The 18,410-nt window shown below is 64.2% G+C and carries 12 protein-coding genes and 1 pseudogene; 12 read left to right on the top strand and 1 reads right to left on the bottom strand.

Going from position 1 to position 18,410, the window contains the following annotated elements:
• From AC27KI_RS03465 to AC27KI_RS03410, 12 genes are all read left to right on the top strand, one after another.
• Complete coding sequence (locus AC27KI_RS03465) at positions 1-1,341, top strand: DotU family type VI secretion system protein (RefSeq protein ID WP_284430792.1); 1,341 nt, start codon at positions 1-3, stop codon at positions 1,339-1,341.
• Between the two features lie 2 nt (positions 1,342-1,343).
• On the top strand, positions 1,344-4,970 hold the full coding sequence (gene tssM, locus AC27KI_RS03460; protein ID WP_487088467.1) for a type VI secretion system membrane subunit TssM: 3,627 nt from the start codon (positions 1,344-1,346) through the stop codon (positions 4,968-4,970).
• Positions 4,952-5,665 carry a type VI secretion system-associated protein TagF gene (gene tagF, locus AC27KI_RS03455; protein WP_487088465.1) on the top strand — a complete coding sequence of 238 codons (714 nt, stop codon included), beginning with the start codon at positions 4,952-4,954 and terminating at the stop codon, positions 5,663-5,665. Before tssM ends, tagF begins: the two co-directional genes overlap by 19 nt.
• Before the next feature lie 74 nt (positions 5,666-5,739).
• Positions 5,740-6,747 (top strand): type VI secretion system protein TssA, encoded by a 1,008-nt coding sequence (gene tssA / locus AC27KI_RS03450; protein ID WP_487088463.1) that lies wholly within the window; start codon positions 5,740-5,742, stop codon positions 6,745-6,747.
• Between the two features lie 313 nt (positions 6,748-7,060).
• A complete protein-coding gene (gene tssB, locus AC27KI_RS03445) occupies positions 7,061-7,600 on the top strand; it encodes a type VI secretion system contractile sheath small subunit (RefSeq protein WP_272563859.1) in 540 nt (179 codons plus the stop codon).
• Between the two features lie 18 nt (positions 7,601-7,618).
• Positions 7,619-9,115, top strand: a complete 1,497-nt coding sequence (tssC, locus tag AC27KI_RS03440) for a type VI secretion system contractile sheath large subunit (RefSeq protein ID WP_272563858.1) — start codon at positions 7,619-7,621, stop codon at positions 9,113-9,115.
• Between the two features lie 199 nt (positions 9,116-9,314).
• The gene (locus tag AC27KI_RS03435; RefSeq protein WP_487088460.1) at positions 9,315-10,109 is read left to right on the top strand and encodes a type VI secretion system accessory protein TagJ; all 795 of its coding nucleotides are present in this window, start codon (positions 9,315-9,317) and stop codon (positions 10,107-10,109) included.
• An 8-nt stretch (positions 10,110-10,117) separates the two neighbouring features.
• A complete protein-coding gene (gene tssE / locus AC27KI_RS03430; RefSeq protein WP_272552281.1) occupies positions 10,118-10,642 on the top strand; it encodes a type VI secretion system baseplate subunit TssE in 525 nt (174 codons plus the stop codon).
• A 66-nt stretch (positions 10,643-10,708) separates the two neighbouring features.
• Positions 10,709-12,583 (top strand): type VI secretion system baseplate subunit TssF, encoded by a 1,875-nt coding sequence (tssF, locus tag AC27KI_RS03425; protein ID WP_487088458.1) that lies wholly within the window; start codon positions 10,709-10,711, stop codon positions 12,581-12,583.
• The gene (tssG, locus tag AC27KI_RS03420; protein ID WP_487088456.1) at positions 12,580-13,710 is read left to right on the top strand and encodes a type VI secretion system baseplate subunit TssG; all 1,131 of its coding nucleotides are present in this window, start codon (positions 12,580-12,582) and stop codon (positions 13,708-13,710) included. Before tssF ends, tssG begins: the two co-directional genes overlap by 4 nt.
• A gap of 37 nt (positions 13,711-13,747) precedes the next feature.
• Positions 13,748-16,513, top strand: coding sequence for a type VI secretion system ATPase TssH (gene tssH, locus AC27KI_RS03415; protein ID WP_487088454.1), 2,766 nt, complete (start codon positions 13,748-13,750; stop codon positions 16,511-16,513).
• A gap of 494 nt (positions 16,514-17,007) precedes the next feature.
• Positions 17,008-17,730 (top strand): DUF2325 domain-containing protein, encoded by a 723-nt coding sequence (locus AC27KI_RS03410; protein ID WP_487088452.1) that lies wholly within the window; start codon positions 17,008-17,010, stop codon positions 17,728-17,730.
• Between the two features lie 140 nt (positions 17,731-17,870).
• On the opposite strand, the pseudogene AC27KI_RS03405 reads toward AC27KI_RS03410, so the two are convergent.
• A pseudogene (locus AC27KI_RS03405) lies at positions 17,871-18,410 on the bottom strand (trifunctional transcriptional regulator/proline dehydrogenase/L-glutamate gamma-semialdehyde dehydrogenase); the annotation flags it as partial.

The raw sequence follows: 18,410 nt of genomic DNA, 5'->3' as shown, positions 1-18,410 counted from the left end.
ATGTCCATTCAAACCTCTGGCAATGTATTTGCCTTCGATACGGGCACTGGAGCCGCTGCGCCACGGGCCGGGACCACGGCACCTCACACCCCTGGCGGCGCGGTGCGCGAAACAGCGCTTCCAGATGTGGTCAGCGGCGGTAATCCGCTGGTGGCTGCCTCCAACACGCTGCTCAATCTGATCCCGCAGATCCGGGCCATGGCCACCAATGGCGACCCTGGTGGATTTCAGCAGTTTCTGCTGGAAAACATCCGGCAATTCGAAAGCCGGGCCGGCAACACCGGCGTGCCAATGGAGACCATCATCGGTGCCCGGTACTGCATCTGCACGGCGATCGACGAAGCGGCGGCGCAGACCCCTTGGGGTGGCTCGGGTGTCTGGCCCAAATACAGCCTGCTGGTCGCGTTGCACAACGAAACCTGGGGAGGCGAGAAGTTTTTCCAGTTGCTCTCCAAGCTGGTGCAGACGCCCAACCAGCACATCGACCTCATCGAGTTGATGTATTTCTGCCTGATGCTGGGTTTCGAAGGCCGCTACCACGTCGTCGAAAACGGCAAGAGCCAGTTGGAGAGCCTCAAGGCCCGTCTGCTTCAAGTCATCGAAGGGGCGAGGGGGGACCGCAGCGGCGCCTTGTCGCTGCATTGGCGTGGCGTTCAGCGCGCGGCGGTGCCGCCGTGGACCTTGATTCCCTTTTGGGTGGCGGCCGCACTGGCCTTGCTGATCGCGTTTCTGATCTTTCTCTGGTTCAACTACCGCCTCGCATCGCGATCCGACGATCTGTTCGCATCAATCAACGGTATCCGGCTTCCGCAGGCCCCTGCCGTCATCGCCGCCGCGCCCAAGCCCAGGTTGCGCCAGTTCCTGGAGCCCGAAATTCGAGAGGGTCTGGTGGAGGTGAACGACCTGGCGGATCGAAGCATCATCATCCTGCGCGGCGATGGGTTGTTCGATGCCGGGGCCACGGTGGTCAAGCCTCGGTACGTCGGCGTGATCGAGCGCATTGCGGCTGCGTTGAACGAGGTGTCCGGGAAGGTCGTGGTCAATGGCTACACCGACAACTCTCCCATCCGCACCGCCCGGTTTCCTTCCAACTGGCATTTGTCCCAGGAGCGTGCGCAGGCTGTCACCACGATGCTGACGAAGAGCGTCTCCGATGGGCGCAGGTTGCATGCTGAAGGCCGTGCAGAAAGCGATCCGGTAGCGCCGAACACTACGCCGGAAGGCAGGGCGCTCAACCGCCGCGTGGAGATCGTTTTGCATGTTGCCCCGCAGACTCGTGACAGCGAGCTGCAACTCACCCCGGGTGCAAATCCCCAGGGCGGCGCCACCAATCAAAAATAAGCATGTTCCGCAAGATATTCGATTTCCTGTTCAACCGGTTCACGCTGGTCCTGCTGGGGCTGGTGCTCTTGAGCTTGGTCATCTGGTTCATCGGACCGCTCATCTACATCAAGCCATACCAACCACTGGAAAGCCCTCAGGTCCGTGGCTGGTTGATCTTTGCGATCTTCGCGTTCTGGTTCTTGAAGCTTTTGGTCCAGTGGTGGCGTGCGAAGCAGATGAACGCTCGCCTGCTGTCCCAACTGGCCCGGTTCGGCACGGGTGACCGGCCGGCTGAAAAAGCCGGTCCAGGGGAAGAAGAAGTCGCCGAACTCGAAACCCGCTTCAAGGAAGCAATCAGCGTTTTGAGCAAGACGCGCTTTGGACAAACGGAACAAGGCTGGTTCGGACGGCTGAATCGCCGCTACATCTACCAGTTGCCCTGGTATCTGATCATCGGCTCGCCCGGCTCCGGCAAGACCACGGCGCTGGTCAATTCCGGTCTGGATTTTCCGCTGGAGGCGCAGTTCGGAAAGGCTTCGATTCGGGGCGTGGGTGGCACGCGCAATTGCGACTGGTGGTTCACCGATCAGGCGGTGCTTCTGGACACCGCAGGACGTTACACGACCCAGGAAAGCGATGAGACGCAAGACAAGGCCGCCTGGGGCGGATTCTTGTCTTTGCTGCGCAGATTCCGGGGGCGGCAGCCTGTCAATGGCGTGCTGGTCACGTTGAGTGTTCAGGAGTTGCTGAGCAGCACCGACGCGGAGCGTGAACGCCTTGCGCGGCTGATTGGTATGCGCCTGGGCGAGCTGTGCGAAGAGCTGGCCATCAAGTTCCCCGTGTATGTGCTGGTCACCAAGACCGACTTGCTGGCGGGGTTCAACGAGTTCTTCGGCAACATGAACCGAGAGGAGCGGGCCCAGGTCTGGGGCTTCACCAGCCCGTACAACGAAGGGGGCGTGCAAGAGGAACCGGCAGCCCGCTTCCGTGCTGAGTTCGACGAACTGGCGGGGCAGATCAACCGCCTCTTGCCGCAGCGCCTGCTTTCCGAGCCTGACTTGTCGCGACGGGGGCTGATCTACGGCCTTCCTCAGCAATTCGTCGGTTTGCGCGATGTGTTGCAGGAAACGCTTTCCACCATCTTCGCATCGTCCCGGTTCAAGGAAAAGCCGCTTTTCCGCGGCGTGTATTTCACCAGCGGAACGCAAGAGGGCATGCCGTTCGACCGGGTGCTTTCAGCACTCTCGCGCCGGTTCGCGGTTCCCTCGCCCGCAGGGGCTTCGGTGGGAGCCAAGAGCGGGAAAAGCTATTTCATTGAAACGCTGCTCAAAGGCGTGATGTTCAATGAAGCGGGTTTGACCGGCCGCAATGCCAAGAAAGAACGTCAGTTGCGCCTTGCCCAGGCCGGAGGGCTGATTGCCCTGGTTCTGGCCCTGGTCGGCGTGACCGTCGCATGGACCGTCAGCCACGACAACAACGTCGCCTACATCGGAGAAGTGAAAGACCGGGTTCCGGCACTCAAGCAGGCGGTCAACGACGCCCGCGACGCCGACCCGGAAGACATGGTGAGCTTGCTGCCGCTGTTGAACAATGCGGAGACCCTGGCCGTGAGCCAGCGCTACGAGGGCGACTCTGCCCCGTTGAGCTGGCGCCAGGGCCTGCTGCAGGTGCCCAAGGTCCAGACGGCTGCGGACGCCACCTACATGCGCCTGCTCGAAGATGCCTGGCTTCCGCGCCTGTCCCGGCATTTGCGCCGGTCACTGCAGCAGACGTCCACCAGCAACCCGGAGGCGAGCTTCGAAGCGCTGAAGGTCTACCTGATGCTGTACGAGCCCGAGCGCTTCAATCCCAAGGCCATCCGCGCATGGATGGTCAACGATTGGGAAACGTCTCTTCCGCCTGGCTTGGTGCAATCTGGCGTGGTCAACCAGTTGGCCCACCACCTCGACAATCTGATGCAGGACCGCGCGCTGGTGGCACCGGTGCCGATGGATCAGCAACTGGTGGCCGAAGTGCGCCAGCGGCTGGCCCAGATGTCACCAGCCCAACGGGCCTACAGCCGGCTCAAGCAACTGCTGCTGACGGGCAATTCCTTGCCGCCTGAATTCACGGTGGTTCGCGCCAGCGGGCCCGAGGCGCCGCAGGTATTCTCCCGCCGCAGTGGCCGTCCGCTGACCCAGGGTATTTCCGGCCTCTTCACCTATGACGGGTACTACGGGGCGTTCGCGCAGGAACTGCCCAAGGTCACGGCCTTGTTGTCCCAGGAGGAGAGCTGGGTGCTGGGCAAGGCCGATGGGCGGCGCAGCACGGCCAACGAAGTGCTGACCGGCCAGCTGGCGCTCGAGGTCAAGCGGCTTTACCTGATGGAGTACGCCAAGCTATGGGAGGACTTCCTGGCCGATGTGCGACCGGTGCGCATCGCCTCCCTCGATCAGGCGGGAGAGCAGGCTCGCCTGTACTCTGCCGCCAATTCCAGCCTGGAGCAGTTCATTCGCGCCGTCGCTAAGGAAACCACCCTTGGCCAGCGTCCGTCTGCAGGGGGAGGAACCAGCAGTTGGCTGGGAGAGAAAATCAACCGCATCAAGGAAGAGCAGGAGCAGTTGAGCCGCCTGACGGGCAAGCAGGTGAATGTGGGGGGGCTTACCTCCAGCGGTACGCTGGAGGCGGATCTGGTCGATTTCCGCTTCCGCGAATATCGGCGGCTGGCCACCTCGAACGGTTCGGGCCCTTCTCCCATGACCGCCAGCCTGCAGGTGCTGAACGAGGCGGCCGCAGTGATCGCATCGGCACGGCAGCAGGTCAGTGCCGGTGGAACCGTGCCGCCTTCGCTGTCCGCCACGCTGGAGCGGGTGCGCACGGAAGCCAAGCGCGTGCCGCCGCCCCTGAACGTCATGTACGAAGATCTGGCGGGAGCCACTTCGGCTTTCGTGGGGCGCGACGTGCGGGCCGCTGTGGGCGGAAATCTCAACGCCACGATCGGTGCCTTTTGCCGGCGCGCGATCCTGGGTCGCTATCCCTTCACGCGCAGCGCTGGCCGCGATGTGACGACGGATGACTTCGCCCGCCTGTTCTCCGTGGGCGGCACCATGGATGAATTTTTCCGGACTACGCTGCAGCCAATGGTCGATATCTCCACCAATCCCTGGAGCTTCAAGCAGGGTGTGGACGGTTCGCCCGTGGGCGGCTCTGCTGCGCTGGCTTCGTTCCAGCGTGCCTCCGTCATTCGGGATGTCTATTTCCGGGCCGGGGGCAAGGCACCGTCGATCCGGCTGGACATCAAGCCCTTGGAGATGGATGCTGCCATCACGCAAATGGTGCTGGATGTTGATGGCGAAGTCCTGCGCTACCAGCATGGACCTCAGATTCCGAAGTCGGTGAACTGGCCGGGAGCTCGTGGCACGGGGCAGGTCCGGTTGCAATTGACCGGATCGGGGGCTGAAAACACTGGCTTGGTCACCGAGGGGCCCTGGGCATTGCACCGGTTCTTCGACCGGGCGCAGATTCTTCCCGGCAACGCACCCGAGCGCTTCATTGCCGCTTTCAACATCGACGGACGGCGCCTGCGATTCGAAATCACCACAGGCAGTGTGCTGAATCCTTTCCGTCTCAAAGCCATGGAGGAGTTCGAGTGTCCTGGCAACCTGTGAGTCAAGCATCGCCACAAGTGCAGTCCCGCATCTCCTGGTTTGGAAAGCTGCCGGGGCAGGGCGATTTCGTGGGACGCAGGATGCCCCGCGCCATCGGTGACGAATGGGACGCTTGGGTGAGCCGTGGGCTGGACCAACTGCGTGCGCAGGGACCCGGGCAATGGGAGCCTGGCTTTATTCAGTCGCCACTGTGGTTCTTCATTGCCAGCCTGGGCGGGAAAACTTCGCCAGTGTGCGGCGTGCTGGCCCCCAGTGCGGACCGCATCGGGCGGTGCTATCCCATCACGGCAGTGGCCATCGCCACCGATCGGACCAGCGCTTTGGTATCCGACCCGACGCTGGAACGGTTCTTCTTCGGCACGCGGGACGCCATCATCGAGGCCCGCAGGCTGGCCCTGCCTGCGGAAGAGTTGGATGCAAGGCTTTCCGTATTGCCATGGCCGTTTCACGCAGACCAGTCGGCACCAGCGGCTGCACCTTCGATGGCGGGCATCCTGGCGGACCTGGGGCTGAGTCCATCGTCCAGTGGCAGCACAGTCAATGGCCGGCCCTGGAGCGCCGGGCGCGATATCCTGCGATCGCAACAGGCGCGCAGCGTCTGGTGGTCCGATGCGGCTGGGGGGCACGAAATGGTGGAGCACGGCGGCGCCTTTGATGGCCATCTGTTCTCTCGGCTTTTCAGAAAGGCTTCCTAGCCGTGTCGGTGCCCTTCGTTCTTCTTTTGTTGAGCCCGAGCGAGCCTCTTCGATGCGAACAGACAGGTATTTGAATGATTGATCTTGACGCCCTGCTGGCGCCCACCAGCGATGCCCCACCGTGCGGTGAGGATCTGACGTACGACGCCGAGTTTCTCGCCTTGGAAAACGCCGCGAACGGCAAGCCGGAGCAGCAATTTGGCGAGACCGTGATCCCGGCGGAACCGCCGGACTGGCGTGAAGTGGAGAAACGCTCCACTGCGCTTCTGTCCCGCACCAAAGACATCCGGGTGGTGGCGAAGCTGTCCCATGCCTTGACCAACACACAGGGCGTGCGCGGCATGTCCCAGGGCGTGCAGTTGATGTCGGCCATGTTCAGCCAGCATTGGGATCACCTCCATCCGCTGCCGGAAGACGGCGATCACTTCATGCGGATGAATGCGGTGGCTTCGCTGAACGACGTGACCGGACAACTGCGGGATATTCGCCAACAAGATTTCTTGCGGTCTGCTGCGGGTGCGATCAATGTCCGGGACGCGGAAGCACTGGCACGCGGCACGGCAGCCGACGGCACCATCAAGATGTCGCTGGATCAGTTGCGTGGCGCCGTGTTCGATGCGTGGCGGCAGGGCAACGAAACGCTTCGCGCATGGGTTGTGGCCAGCGAGGCTTTCGAGTCGATGCAAGCCATCTTCCGTGATCGGCTCGACGCGGATCAACGACCTGATCTGGAGCAGATTCGCGGCGTGTTCAGCGTGCTTCGCGATCTGATTCCCAAGGATGCCGATGCTGCCGCGCCGGTGTCGGACGCGGTGGAAGAGGCGGGGGGCGTACCTGTTGAAACTCCTCTGGCTACTGCATCCAACCAGGGATTTGCGCTGCGCACGCGGTCCGATGCCGTGTCGCGCCTGATGGAGATTGCTGAATTTCTGGAACGCACGGAGCCCACCAATCCTGCTCCCTTGCTGATCCGAAGGGCCGTGCGACTGATGGGCCTGGACTTTCTTGACATTCTTCGTGAACTGTCTCCAGACAGCGTGGCCCAAGTAGAAAATATCACTGGCGTGAAGAGCCCTCTGTAAACGTTTTGTAGCATCTAAGCGCGAAGGGCTGGAGATACTTGCGGGACGGTGAGTCGTGCGGATACTGCAGCCTGTCCAAAGTTCCATTCATGGGTTTGAGCCTGAATCTGCGCACCATCTCTGCGGTATGTTCCGGTAGCGGGGTGGTGATCCAGCCGACCAAGAACGGTGATGCGGCGTGCCTAAAGAAATGGGCGTTCCATTTTGTTATGAATTTGTAAGTTGGTGTTGTTGCGAAGTCGTTGTAATTGCGATGCCTTCACAAGACCCTACGCTCACGTTTTATAAATCCTAGGAAAAGAGAAGTTACATCATGACACTGAGCAAAACGGGCAAGAGTGGTCAGAAATTCATCGCTCGCAATCGCGCGCCCCGGGTCCAGATCGAATACGACGTGGAAATCTACGGCTCTGAAAAGAAAGTGCAGATCCCGTTTGTGATGGGCGTGATGGCCGACTTGTCCGGCAAGCCTGTCGAAGCTTTGCCGGAGATTGCCGACCGCAAATTCCTGGAAATCGACATCGATAATTTCGATGCGCGGATGAAGTCCATTAAGCCCCGCGTCTCTTTCAACGTGCCCAACACCCTGACTGGCGATGGCCGCCTGCACATCGAGCTCACGTTCGACAGCATGGAGGATTTTTCGCCCGCGGCCATCGCCCGCAAGGTCGGTGCACTCAACTCCATGCTGGAGGCTCGCACTCAGTTGCACAACCTGCTTTCGTACATGGACGGCAAGCAAGGGGCCGAAGAATTGATCAGCAAGGTCTTGAAGGATCCGGCATTGCTCAAATCGCTCGCTGCCATGCCCAAGCCGGCCGACAGCGCTGAACCATCGACGGACGTGAAATAAGCGAGGAGTGACCCGACCATGAACGCACGCCAAATGGAAGCGGCACCAGCCGCCCAGACACTCGAAGGCAACGAATTCGCGTCGTTGCTGCAAAAAGAATTCAAGCCCAAGACCGATCAGGCACGCGAGGCCGTCGAAGCCGCGGTACAGACCTTGGCCCAGCAGGCCCTGGCGGCCTCCGCCACGCTGTCGGATGACGCCTATCAAACGGTGCAGGCGATCATTGCGGAAATCGACCGCAAGCTGTCCGAACAGGTGAACCAGATCATTCACCACAGCGAATTCCAGCAACTGGAAGGGGCATGGCGCGGTCTGCACCATCTGGTCCACAACACCGAAGTGGACGAGATGCTCAAGATCCGCGTGATGAACATCTCCAAGAAGGAACTGCATCGCAACATGCGGCGCTACAAGGGGGTGGGCTGGGATCAGAGTCCCATCTTCAAGAAGGTGTACGAAGAGGAGTACGGTCAGTTCGGTGGCGAGCCCTTCGGCTGCCTGGTGGGCGACTACCACTTCGACCACAGCCCGACCGATGTGGAATTGCTGGGCGAACTGGCCAAGGTGTCTGCCGCGGCGCATTGCCCCTTCATTTCCGGCGCCTCGCCCGCCATGATGCAGATGGAATCCTGGCAGGAACTGGCCAATCCCCGCGACCTGACGAAGATCTTCACCAACACCGAGTACGCCGCCTGGCGCAGCCTGCGCGAGTCCGATGATTCGAAATACATCGGCTTGGCCATGCCGCGTTTCCTGGCGCGGCTTCCGTACGGCGCCAAGACCAACCCGGTGGACGAATTCGATTTCGAAGAGGAAACAGCCAGCGGCGATCACAGCAAGTATTGCTGGGCCAACTCGGCCTATGCGATGGCCGTGAACATCAACCGCTCGTTCAAGTACTACGGCTGGTGCACATCCATCCGCGGAGTCGAGTCCGGCGGCGCGGTGGACAACCTGCCTGCCCACACCTTCCCGACGGATGATGGTGGCGTGGACATGAAGTGCCCGACCGAAATCGCCATCAGCGACCGCCGCGAAGCGGAACTCGCCAAGAACGGCTTCATGCCCCTGGTGCACCGCAAGAACTCCGATGTGGCCGCATTCATCGGTGCGCAGTCGCTGAACAAGCCGGCCGAGTACTACGACGCCGATGCCACGGCCAATGCCAATCTGTCCGCGCGCCTGCCCTACATGTTCGCCTGCTGCCGCTTTGCGCACTACCTCAAGTGCATCGTGCGCGACAAGATCGGCTCGTTCAAGGAGCGTTCCGACATGGAGCTGTGGCTGAACGACTGGATCATGAATTACGTCGATGGCGATCCCGCCAATTCTTCGCAGGAAACCAAGGCCCGCAAGCCGCTGGCGGCTGCCGAAGTGCAAGTGGAAGAGGTTGAGGGCAACCCGGGGTACTACACCTCCAAGTTCTTCCTGCGCCCGCACTATCAGCTCGAAGGCCTGACCGTTTCGCTGCGCCTGGTTTCCAAGCTGCCGTCGGTCAAGCAAGCCGGCAACTGATCCAGCGCTGTAGAGGGCAGGCGTCGGGGGTCATGACTCCCTCGCCTGTCGAACCATCGCAGCGCTGACTTTCGAAGGGCGCAAACCAAGGGGTGCCTGTCATGGCATCTGCCTTGGTCTTGCGCTGGCATCCTGCAGGGAGGGTGCATCGGCGGCGCTGTCTTCATGCCCCCTTTCGTTCCAAGGTCCCACCCATCCCATGATCTTTGATTCCAAGCTTCCGTTGGATACGCAGCTAAGTTCTTTGAAGGAGGCGATTCGCAAGGATCCGGCGGATGCGTCTCTGCGCGTTTACTACTTCCAGATGCTGGTGCTGTTCGGCGAGTGGCAGAAGGCGCTCGACCAGTTGCAGATCTGCGCGCAACTGGACAGCAAGACGGCGCCGATGGCCAAGGCCTATCGCGAGGTGATTCTTTGCGAAGTGGCTCGGCGGGACGTGTTCGCCGGCCGGCGCACGCCGCAGATTCTGGGGGACCCACCGGCCTGGCTGGGCTGGATGGTCGAGGCGCTCCAGTGCGCGGCGGACGGGCAGGCCGAAAAGGCCGCCGAATTGCGCAGCAGTGCCTTCGACGAGGCGCCTGCTTCGCCGGGTGAACTGGACGGAACCCCCTTCGAGTGGCTGGCGGATTCCGATGCGCGGCTGGGCCCGGTCTGCGAGTTGTATGCCAACGGCGGGTACTACTGGGTTCCTTTCACCGCGATCCAGCAGATCAACTTCGAAAAACCGCAGGACTTGCGCGATCTGGTCTGGTCAGCCTGCGAGGTGACGCTGGTCAACGGCGGGCAGATGCTCGGCTTCATTCCCACCCGGTACCCGGGCTCGGAAAGCGTGGCGTTCGATGGCGTGCGCTTGTCCCGCACCACCGAGTGGAGCGATCTGGGGCAGGAACAGGTGGCTGGCCTCGGCCAGCGCGTGTGGATTTCCGAGCAGGCAGACCATGCGCTGCTGGACGTGCGCCGCATCAAGTTCACGGCCGAATCGACCCAGGGCTGATCCGATCCATGGCGACCACGCGCCCCAATGACAACTTCGGCAACGGAAAGGACCGCCTGCAGCCGGCCCTGCTGGACCGCCTGACGGACCACGAGCCCAGCAAGCGCACCGAGCGTGCCGATGCCGTCTATGTCACCGAGGCCCGCCTGCGCCAGGCCTTGTTGCGGGATCTGAACTGGTTGCTCAACGCTTCGGATGCGACCTCGCACATCGACTTCGAAGGCCTTCCCGAGGCAGAACGGTCGGTGATCAACTTCGGCATGACGCCACTGGCAGGCCAGTTGCTGTCCGAGCTGGACTGGAAGGACATCGAGAAAGCCATCCGCAAGTCCATCCTGGCCCACGAGCCCCGCATCCTTCGCGACACGCTGACGGTGGCCCTGGCCCCCTCCAGCAAGCTGTTCAGCCACCACAACACGCTGCAGTTCGAAATCCGCTGCCAGTTCTGGTCCGCGCCTTATCCGATGGAATTGCTGCTCAAGACCAGCCTGGACCTGGAAACCGGGCAGGTGGTCGTCTCTGATTTACGGTGAAGTGATCCAGGCCATGCATATTTGCGCCATCCGACCGGTCCTCCATGTGCCGGAGGGCATGTCCCGATGAATCCTCGCCTGGTCGAGTACTACAACCGAGAACTCAGCTATCTGCGGGAACTGGGTGCCGAATTCGCGGCCGCCTTTCCCAAGGTGGCGGGGCGCCTGTCGCTGCGCGAACTGGAGGTGGCCGACCCTTATGTGGAGCGCCTGCTGGAGGGGTTCAGCTTCCTGACCGCCCGCATCCAGATGAAGATGGATGCGGAGTTTCCCCGGCTCTCCCAGCGCATTCTGGAAATGGTTTGCCCGCACTATCTGGCCCCCACGCCGTCGATGGTGGTGGTGCAGATGGACCCCAGCGCGAGCGAAGGGAGCCTGGCCGATGGCTACACGCTGCCGGTGGGCAGCGTGCTGAGGGCGCGCAAGACGGCGGAGGAGCAGACGCCGTGCGACTTCCGCACCGGGCACGAGCTTACTTTGTGGCCAATCGATCTCACCCAGGCCCGTCTCGGCGGCCCGCCGCTGGATCTGCCGCTGTCGCGGCTGCGCCTGCCCGAAGAGCCAGCGGCACACCTGCGCATCGACTTGTCCACCCGTGGAGCGCTGCGGTTTTGCGACCTGCGCCTGGACCGGCTGGAGGTGCACATCTCGGCAGGCGATGCGGTGGCATCGCATCTGCAGGAGCTGATCCACGAGTCGCTGATCGGCATCGTGGTGCACGATGCGCAGGACCCCTCGCGGGTCTGGGCCCACCTGCCGGCCGACGCCCTGCAGGCAGAAGGCTACGAGCAGTCGCAGGCCCTGCTGCCGTACTCGCACCGCAGCTTCCAGGGGCACCGGCTGCTCCATGAGTATTTCGCGTTCCCGGCGCGGTTCCGGTTCTTCTCGATTCGCGGGCTGCAAACCGCACTGGCCAAGGCCGAGACCAAGGCCGTTGCGATCACCTTGCTGCTGCGCCGTGCCCAGCCTGCGCTGGAAGCCCAGGTGGATCGGCACAAGTTCCTGCTGCACTGCGTGCCCGCGATCAACCTGTTCGAACGCCCGGCCGACCGCATCCATGTGGCGCCGAACGTCAACGAATACCACGTGGTGCCCGATCGCACCCGCCCTCGCGATTTCGAGGTCTACAGCGTTCTGGGCGTGACCGGCCACCGCGAGGGTCAGCTCAACGACCGCGAGTTCGTGCCGTTGTTTTCTTCCATCCATGGCATCCGGTCCAGCGACCAGGCCTACTTTGCCGCGCGCAGGGAGCCTCGCCTGTTTTCGGAGCATGCGGCGCGCTTCGGCCCCCGAACACAGTACCTGGGCAGCGAGGTGTTCATCTCCCTCGTGGATCAGCGGGAAGCCCCGTTTTCGGACGATCTCAAGCAGCTGAGCGTGCGCACCCTGTGCACCAACCGCGACCTGCCGTTGCTGATGGGCGGGCGCAGCAGCGAGGGCGACTTCACCACGGTGGAATCCGTGCCGGTGGACCGCGTTCGCACTGTCGCGGGCCCCACGCGGCCCACGTCCAGCGTGGCCGAGAACGAGATCACCTGGCGCCTCATCTCGCACCTGTCCCTGAACTACCTGGCGATGACCGACCTGTCGGAAGAAGAGGGCGCGGCCACGCTGCGCGATCTGCTGCGGCTGTACCTCGACCTGGGCGACAAGGACCTGTCCGGCCAGGTCTCCAGCATCAAGGGCGTGGGCATTTCCGCCATCACCCGCCGCCTGCCTCAGCATGGGCAACTGGTCTATGGCCGTGGCGTGGGGGTCTCGGTCGGCGTGGACGAAAGCTCCCTGGCCGGTGTCAGCCCCTGGCCGCTGATGGCCGTCCTGGAGCGCTTCTTCGCGCGGCACGTGGGAGTGAACAGCTACACCGAACTGGCCCTCGATTCGCGCCAGCGCGGCCGCATCGCGCAGTGGCGCGTGCGGCCTGGCCAAAGGCCCTGCACATGAGCCGTTTGCCCACGCTCGACGCGGGCGACGCCCGGCAGGCGCGGATTGCACGGCCGGCGAGCGAGGCCGGGGTGGCGCTCTTTTGGCAGAAGCTGAAAGATAACCCGCACGAATTCGATCTGTTCTTCACGTTGCGGCTGCTGCAGGCCCGCCAGCCCGAGTTTCCCCGGTTCGGCCGGGCACTGCGGCCCCAGGGCGAGTCCCTGCGCCTGGGCCAGGACCCGTCTCTGGCCTTTGCGCCGGCGACCCTCGCGGAGGTCCTGCCCGCTGTGGCGGGCCAGCCAGAGCGGCTGATGGTGTGGAATTTCGGGCTCTACGGGCCCAACGGGCCGATGCCCACACACCTCACGGAATACGTGCGCGAGCGCCTGAGGCAGTACGACGACCCGACGCTGGCGCGCTTCTCGGACATCTTCCACCACCGGCTCTTGCTGTTGTTCTTTCGGGCCTGGTCGGACCCGCAGCCGACCACCTCGCTGGACCGGGCGGGCGACGATTCCTTCGGCCGGCACGTGCGCAGCCTGGTGGGGCTGGGCGAGCCCACACAGCGGTCCCGCGACGCGGTGCCGGACCACGCCAAGCAGTACATGGCGGGCCACCTCACCCGCTGGACGCGCAACCCGGAAGGCCTGACGGCGGCCATTCGCCTGTATTTCGGCGTGCCGGTGGAGTTGATCGAATACGCGCTGCACTACCTGGAACTCGAACCCCGCCAGCAGACGCGGCTGTCGCGCAATGCCTGCAATTCACAACTGGGCGTGGACACCGTGGTCGGAAGCCGGGTGCCCGATGCACAGAGCAAATTCCGGTTGCGGATCGGGCCGCTCACGCTGGCGCAGTACGAACGCTTCCTGCCTTCAGGCGAAGACTTCCAGGCGCTGGTGGACTGGGTGCGCAACTACCTGGGTATCGAGTTCGCGTGGGACTTCGAGCTGGTGCTGCGCCGCGAAGACGTGCCCCCCTGCCAGCTCGGCGGCGCCACGCGGCTGGGGTGGACGACATGGTCCCTGTCGGCGCCCGCCACCCGCGATCCGGACGACTTCCGCCTGGACCCCGAGCACTGGCTGACCCTGCGCAAGGGCGCTGCCCGCCGCGCCACCTCGCCACCCACATCCGCGCACGCCTGATGCGCTCCCTTTTTAAAAACTGACTCACCGAGGTCCCATGTCTGAAATTAGCCGGCAAGCCCTTTTCGGAAAATTGAATCCCCTGCTGTTCAAGTCGCTGGAAAGCGCTACGGTGTTCTGCAAGCTGCGCGGCAACCCGTATGTCGAGCTGGTGCACTGGCTGCACCAACTGCTGCAGGAAACCGATTCCGATCTGGTGCGCGTGTTCCGGCACTTCGAGATCGATGCCGAAAAGCTCGCGGCCGACGTGCTGCAGAGCCTGGACCGTCTTCCTCGCGGGGCCACCTCGATCAGCGATTTCTCGGCCCAGATCGAGACCGCCATCGAGCGCGGCTGGGTCTATGCCACGCTGATGTTCGGCGAGTCCCAGATCCGCAGTGCCTACTGGCTCTCCGGCATGGTGCGCACGCGTGCCCTGGCCAATGAATTGCGGGCCATCTCCAGCGAACTGGGCCGCTTGACGGAGCCGGCCTTGAGCGACGCGTTCGCGCGGCTGCTGCCCGATTCGCCGGAATCGCGCCTGGGCGCGGCAGACGGTTCCGGCCTCTCGGGCGTGCCCGGCGAGGCCAGTGGTGCCACAGGCCCGGCCGGCACGGGGCGTGGCGAGGCGTTGCAGAAATACACGGTCGATCTGACCGAGCGCGCGCGCCAGCAAGAGCTGGACCCCGTCACCGGGCGCGACGAAGAAGTCCGCCAGATGGTCGACATCCTGATGCGCCGCCGCCAGAACAACCCGATCCTCGTCGGTGAGGCTGGCGTGGGCAAGACGGCCGTGGTCGAAGGCCTGGCGCTGCGCATCGCGGCGGGCGATGTACCGCCGCCGCTCAAGGACGTGCAGCTGCGCGTCGTGGACATCGGCCTGCTGCAGGCCGGCGCCAGCATGAAGGGCGAGTTCGAGAACCGCCTGCGGGCCCTGCTGGACGAGGTGCAGGCCAGCACGGCGCCCATCGTGCTCTTCATTGACGAGGTCCATACGCTGATCGGCGCGGGGGGGCAGGCCGGCACGGGCGATGCGGCCAACCTGCTCAAGCCGGCGCTTGCGCGCGGCGTGCTGCGCACCATCGGCGCCACCACCTGGGCCGAGTACAAAAAGTACATCGAGAAAGACCCGGCGCTCACCCGGCGCTTCCAGCTCGTGCAGATCCACGAGCCGGACGAAGCCAAGGCCGTGCTCATGCTGCGTGGCGTGGCCGCCAAGCTGGAAGGCCACCACCGCGTGCGCATCGGCGACGACGCGGTGGCCGCCGCGGTCAGCTTGTCGCACCGCTACATTCCCTCGCGGCAATTGCCCGACAAGGCGGTGAGCCTGCTGGACACCGCCTGCTCGCGCGTGGCGATGGGCCTGCATGCCACCCCGGCGCGCCTGGAGGCCGTGATCCGGCAACTGGAGTCGCTGGCGGTCGAAAAGGACATCGTGCAGCGCGAACTGGACCTGGGCGTGGGCGAGACCGAACGCTTCGATGAAATCAATGCGTCGCTGGCGCGGCTGGAGGCGGAGCATGAGGTGCTCAAGGCCCGCTTCGAAAGCGAAAAGGCCATGGTGCAGCAGATCGTGGACGCGGAGGCTGCCGTGCTGTCCCGCCGCGTGGCCAAGGAGGCCGCGGCACAAGCTGCGCCGCCCGCCGAAAGCGCCGCGCAGGGCGGCACCGTGGCACCCGCCGATGCGCAGGGGCCGGCCGATTCGGCACCTGCGCCAGCGCAGGGCGATGGGGCGGACCCCGCGGCTGTCCACCAGTTGAGCGGCCTGCGCGGTGAACTGCTGCGCATGCAGGGCGAGGACCCACTGCTGCAGCCCGTGGTCGATGCCAGCGTGGTGGCCGCCGTGGTGGCGGAGTGGACCGGCATTCCGGTGGGCCGCATGGTGCGCGACGAAGTCAAATCGGTGCTCACCCTGGCGGACACGCTGGAAAAGCGGGTGATCGGCCAGCGGCACGGCCTGGAGGCCATCACGCGGCGCATCCAGACCGCCCGCGCGCAGCTGGACAACCCGGGCAAGCCCATCGGCGTGTTCCTGCTGGCAGGTCCGTCGGGCGTCGGCAAGACCGAGACCGCGCTTTCGCTCGCCGAGGCGCTGTATGGTGGCGAGCAGAACCTCATCACCATCAACATGAGCGAGTTCCAGGAAGCGCACACGGTCTCGACCCTGAAGGGGGCGCCGCCCGGCTACGTGGGCTACGGCGAAGGCGGTGTGCTGACCGAGGCCGTGCGCCGCCGCCCCTACAGCGTGGTGCTGCTCGATGAGATCGAGAAGGCCCACCCCGACGTGCACGAGCTGTTCTTCCAGGTGTTCGACAAGGGTTGGATGGAAGACGGGGAAGGTCGCTACATCGACTTCAAGAACACGGTGATCATCCTGACCTCCAACGTGGGTTCGGAACTGATCGCCGGCATGTGCCGCGACCCCGATCTGGTGCCGCCGCCCGAGGCGCTTGCCAAGGCCGTGCGCCAGCCGCTGCTCGAAAAGTTTCCGGCCGCGCTACTGGGCCGGCTGGTGGTGGTGCCGTACTTCCCCATCTCCGACGCGATGCTGGACCAGATCATCCGCCTGCAGCTGCAGCGCATCCAGACGCGCATCCTGGAGCGGCACAACGCGCAGTTCACGTTCGACGAGGCCGCGGTGCAGCTGATTCGCCAGCGTTGCAGCGAGGTCGAATCCGGCGCGCGCATGGTGGACGGCATCATCACGCAGAACCTGCTGCCGCGCCTGGCCATGCAGTTCCTGCAATCGTCCGTGGACGCGCACGTGATCCGCCAGATCCAGCTCAGCGCATCGGACAGCGATTTCGAGATCGTGTTCGGTTGATGCCGACGATCCATGGCCCCTGGCGCAGGGGCCATGGAGGCTGGCGCCGGCCCCAGGGCTGCCGGCAAGGGCGAGGGAATGATGCTGGCGGCAGGCGCTCACACGCCGGTGAAGGCCGCGCGGCATTTGCAGTCTGCAAAGGACGCCGTTCATTCGTTCGAACGGATGCATTCATCGCAAAAAAAGCCTGGCTACGCGAGCACGCCCGTTGGCTGGCAAAAAACGACCCGTCGGACGGAGAGTCCGGGAGTCGCCCCACGATGAAACCGGTTGGGGGCTGACCGGGCTTGGCGGTGGATTCTGAGAAGAAGCCACCGAAGGCCCTGGTCAACGATTGACGCCAGTGTATCATTAAATGAGAATGGTTATCAATCAAATATGCCGCGATCGCAGCGGCACCTCAGCAGTTCACTGCGGGTCGAGCAGGGGCGCAGCCCGATGCGCCGCGCTGGACATCGGGCTCGTCCCGCATCGGTTTGAAAAAGGGAGCGCAGATGACCGCCACGCCGTTGGAAGATCTCATTGAGAAACACCGGGTCCTTCTGGACGGGTATGGGCGGGCGCAGATTCGCTGCAGCCGCCTGCTGGCCATGCAGGCCACCGAGATCGAGCGTCTGCAGGCCCAGGCCATCCGCCTGCGGGCACGGGCCATCGTGGCCGAGACGGCGCTGGCATTCGCCCGCGAGGAAGCCGCCGAAGGGAACGCCGCTGCGCTCCAATGCCCGGCTCGGCGGCGCGCCATGGGCCGGCAGATCGAAGCCCTGGGGCAGCGCATTCATGAGCTGATGCGCGAGGTGCTGCACTGGCAGTGGCGGGCCGCACGCTCCCATCACACCATGCCTGTGCCTGCCATGGCGTTGCGGGCGGTGGCGAGTGAAACGCTATCGGCCCCGCCAGGGGCCATGCGGTCCGTGGTCTGCATTGCGCCGGATGCCGCGGGCAGCCTGATCGCGCAGCCGGTGGGCCGCAAGCCGGAAGCGGCGGTGGAAGAAAGCGCCGCCGCATTGTCCGGCGGAAATGCGGCGCTGGAAGCCAGCCTGATCGCCGCCGACTTCGTCATCTGCCAGACCGGCTGCGTCGGCCATGACGACTATTGGCGGGTGCAGGACCACTGCAAGCGCACGGGCAAACCGTGCGTGCTGGTGGACCAGCCACAGGTCGTTCAGATCATGCGAGGGCTGGCGCATCCGCAGGATGAGCCTGTGCCGCAGCGGTAGGCCGGCAGCCCGCGCACCGCGGGCTTCGACCGCGCGTGGCCATTAGCGGCTGACAATCGATTGCTATTAAATTTATAGCAATATGCCCTAGTCGATCATGCTCTGGAGGCCATTTTGACCATGGGCCCCTTTGCCGCGCGTCAGGCCATGGTCATCAGGCTGGCATTGCCGCCCGCCGCTGCGGTGTTCACGCTCAGGGCGCGTTCAATCACCAGCCGCTCCAGCGGCACCACCGTGGTTCCCGCTGCCAGCGTGGTAATGCCCACGATGGGGCCCGGCCGCTGTGCCATCTGCTGGCACAGTGCCGCCAGTGCTTCGGCGCTCCCCTGGTGCAGCACGGCGTCCAGCGCCACGCCGGGACTGCGCCAGTCGTTCACCAAGGCCACGCGTGTTTGCACGCTGGCGGGCAGCCGGGCATGCAGGGCGCTGGCTTCGGCCGCCGGCCACACCGCGCTGCCCCCGACCGCCAACACCGCCGCCAGCTGGATCAGGCGATCGCTGTCGTTGTCGGCCAGGCAGAGCGTGCGGGCGCGGGGCGCCAGTGTGTACTGGTTGCGCTCGCCCGTGGGACCCGGCAGGGTGCAAGCCAGGCCGGCCACCGCGGCATCGGCCAAGGCCTTGCAGGTGGCTGCCAGCGTGGCATGGCCTGCGCCCGGTGCCCAGTCGGCCAGGGCCTGCAG

It is taken from the genome of Acidovorax sp. KPB24-03 (genome assembly GCF_057546605.1).
This window is presented reverse-complemented; position numbering and strand designations above follow the sequence as displayed.

Coding starts and splice junctions, on each gene's coding strand:
- AC27KI_RS03465 (WP_284430792.1), top strand. CDS start 1: ATGTCCATTCAAACCTCTGGCAATGTATTTGCCTTCGATACGGGCACT.
- tssM (WP_487088467.1), top strand. CDS start 1,344: ATGTTCCGCAAGATATTCGATTTCCTGTTCAACCGGTTCACGCTGGTC.
- tssA (WP_487088463.1), top strand. CDS start 5,740: ATGATTGATCTTGACGCCCTGCTGGCGCCCACCAGCGATGCCCCACCG.
- tssB (WP_272563859.1), top strand. CDS start 7,061: ATGACACTGAGCAAAACGGGCAAGAGTGGTCAGAAATTCATCGCTCGC.
- tssC (WP_272563858.1), top strand. CDS start 7,619: ATGAACGCACGCCAAATGGAAGCGGCACCAGCCGCCCAGACACTCGAA.
- AC27KI_RS03435 (WP_487088460.1), top strand. CDS start 9,315: ATGATCTTTGATTCCAAGCTTCCGTTGGATACGCAGCTAAGTTCTTTG.
- tssE (WP_272552281.1), top strand. CDS start 10,118: ATGGCGACCACGCGCCCCAATGACAACTTCGGCAACGGAAAGGACCGC.
- tssF (WP_487088458.1), top strand. CDS start 10,709: ATGAATCCTCGCCTGGTCGAGTACTACAACCGAGAACTCAGCTATCTG.
- tssG (WP_487088456.1), top strand. CDS start 12,580: ATGAGCCGTTTGCCCACGCTCGACGCGGGCGACGCCCGGCAGGCGCGG.
- tssH (WP_487088454.1), top strand. CDS start 13,748: ATGTCTGAAATTAGCCGGCAAGCCCTTTTCGGAAAATTGAATCCCCTG.
- AC27KI_RS03410 (WP_487088452.1), top strand. CDS start 17,008: ATGACCGCCACGCCGTTGGAAGATCTCATTGAGAAACACCGGGTCCTT.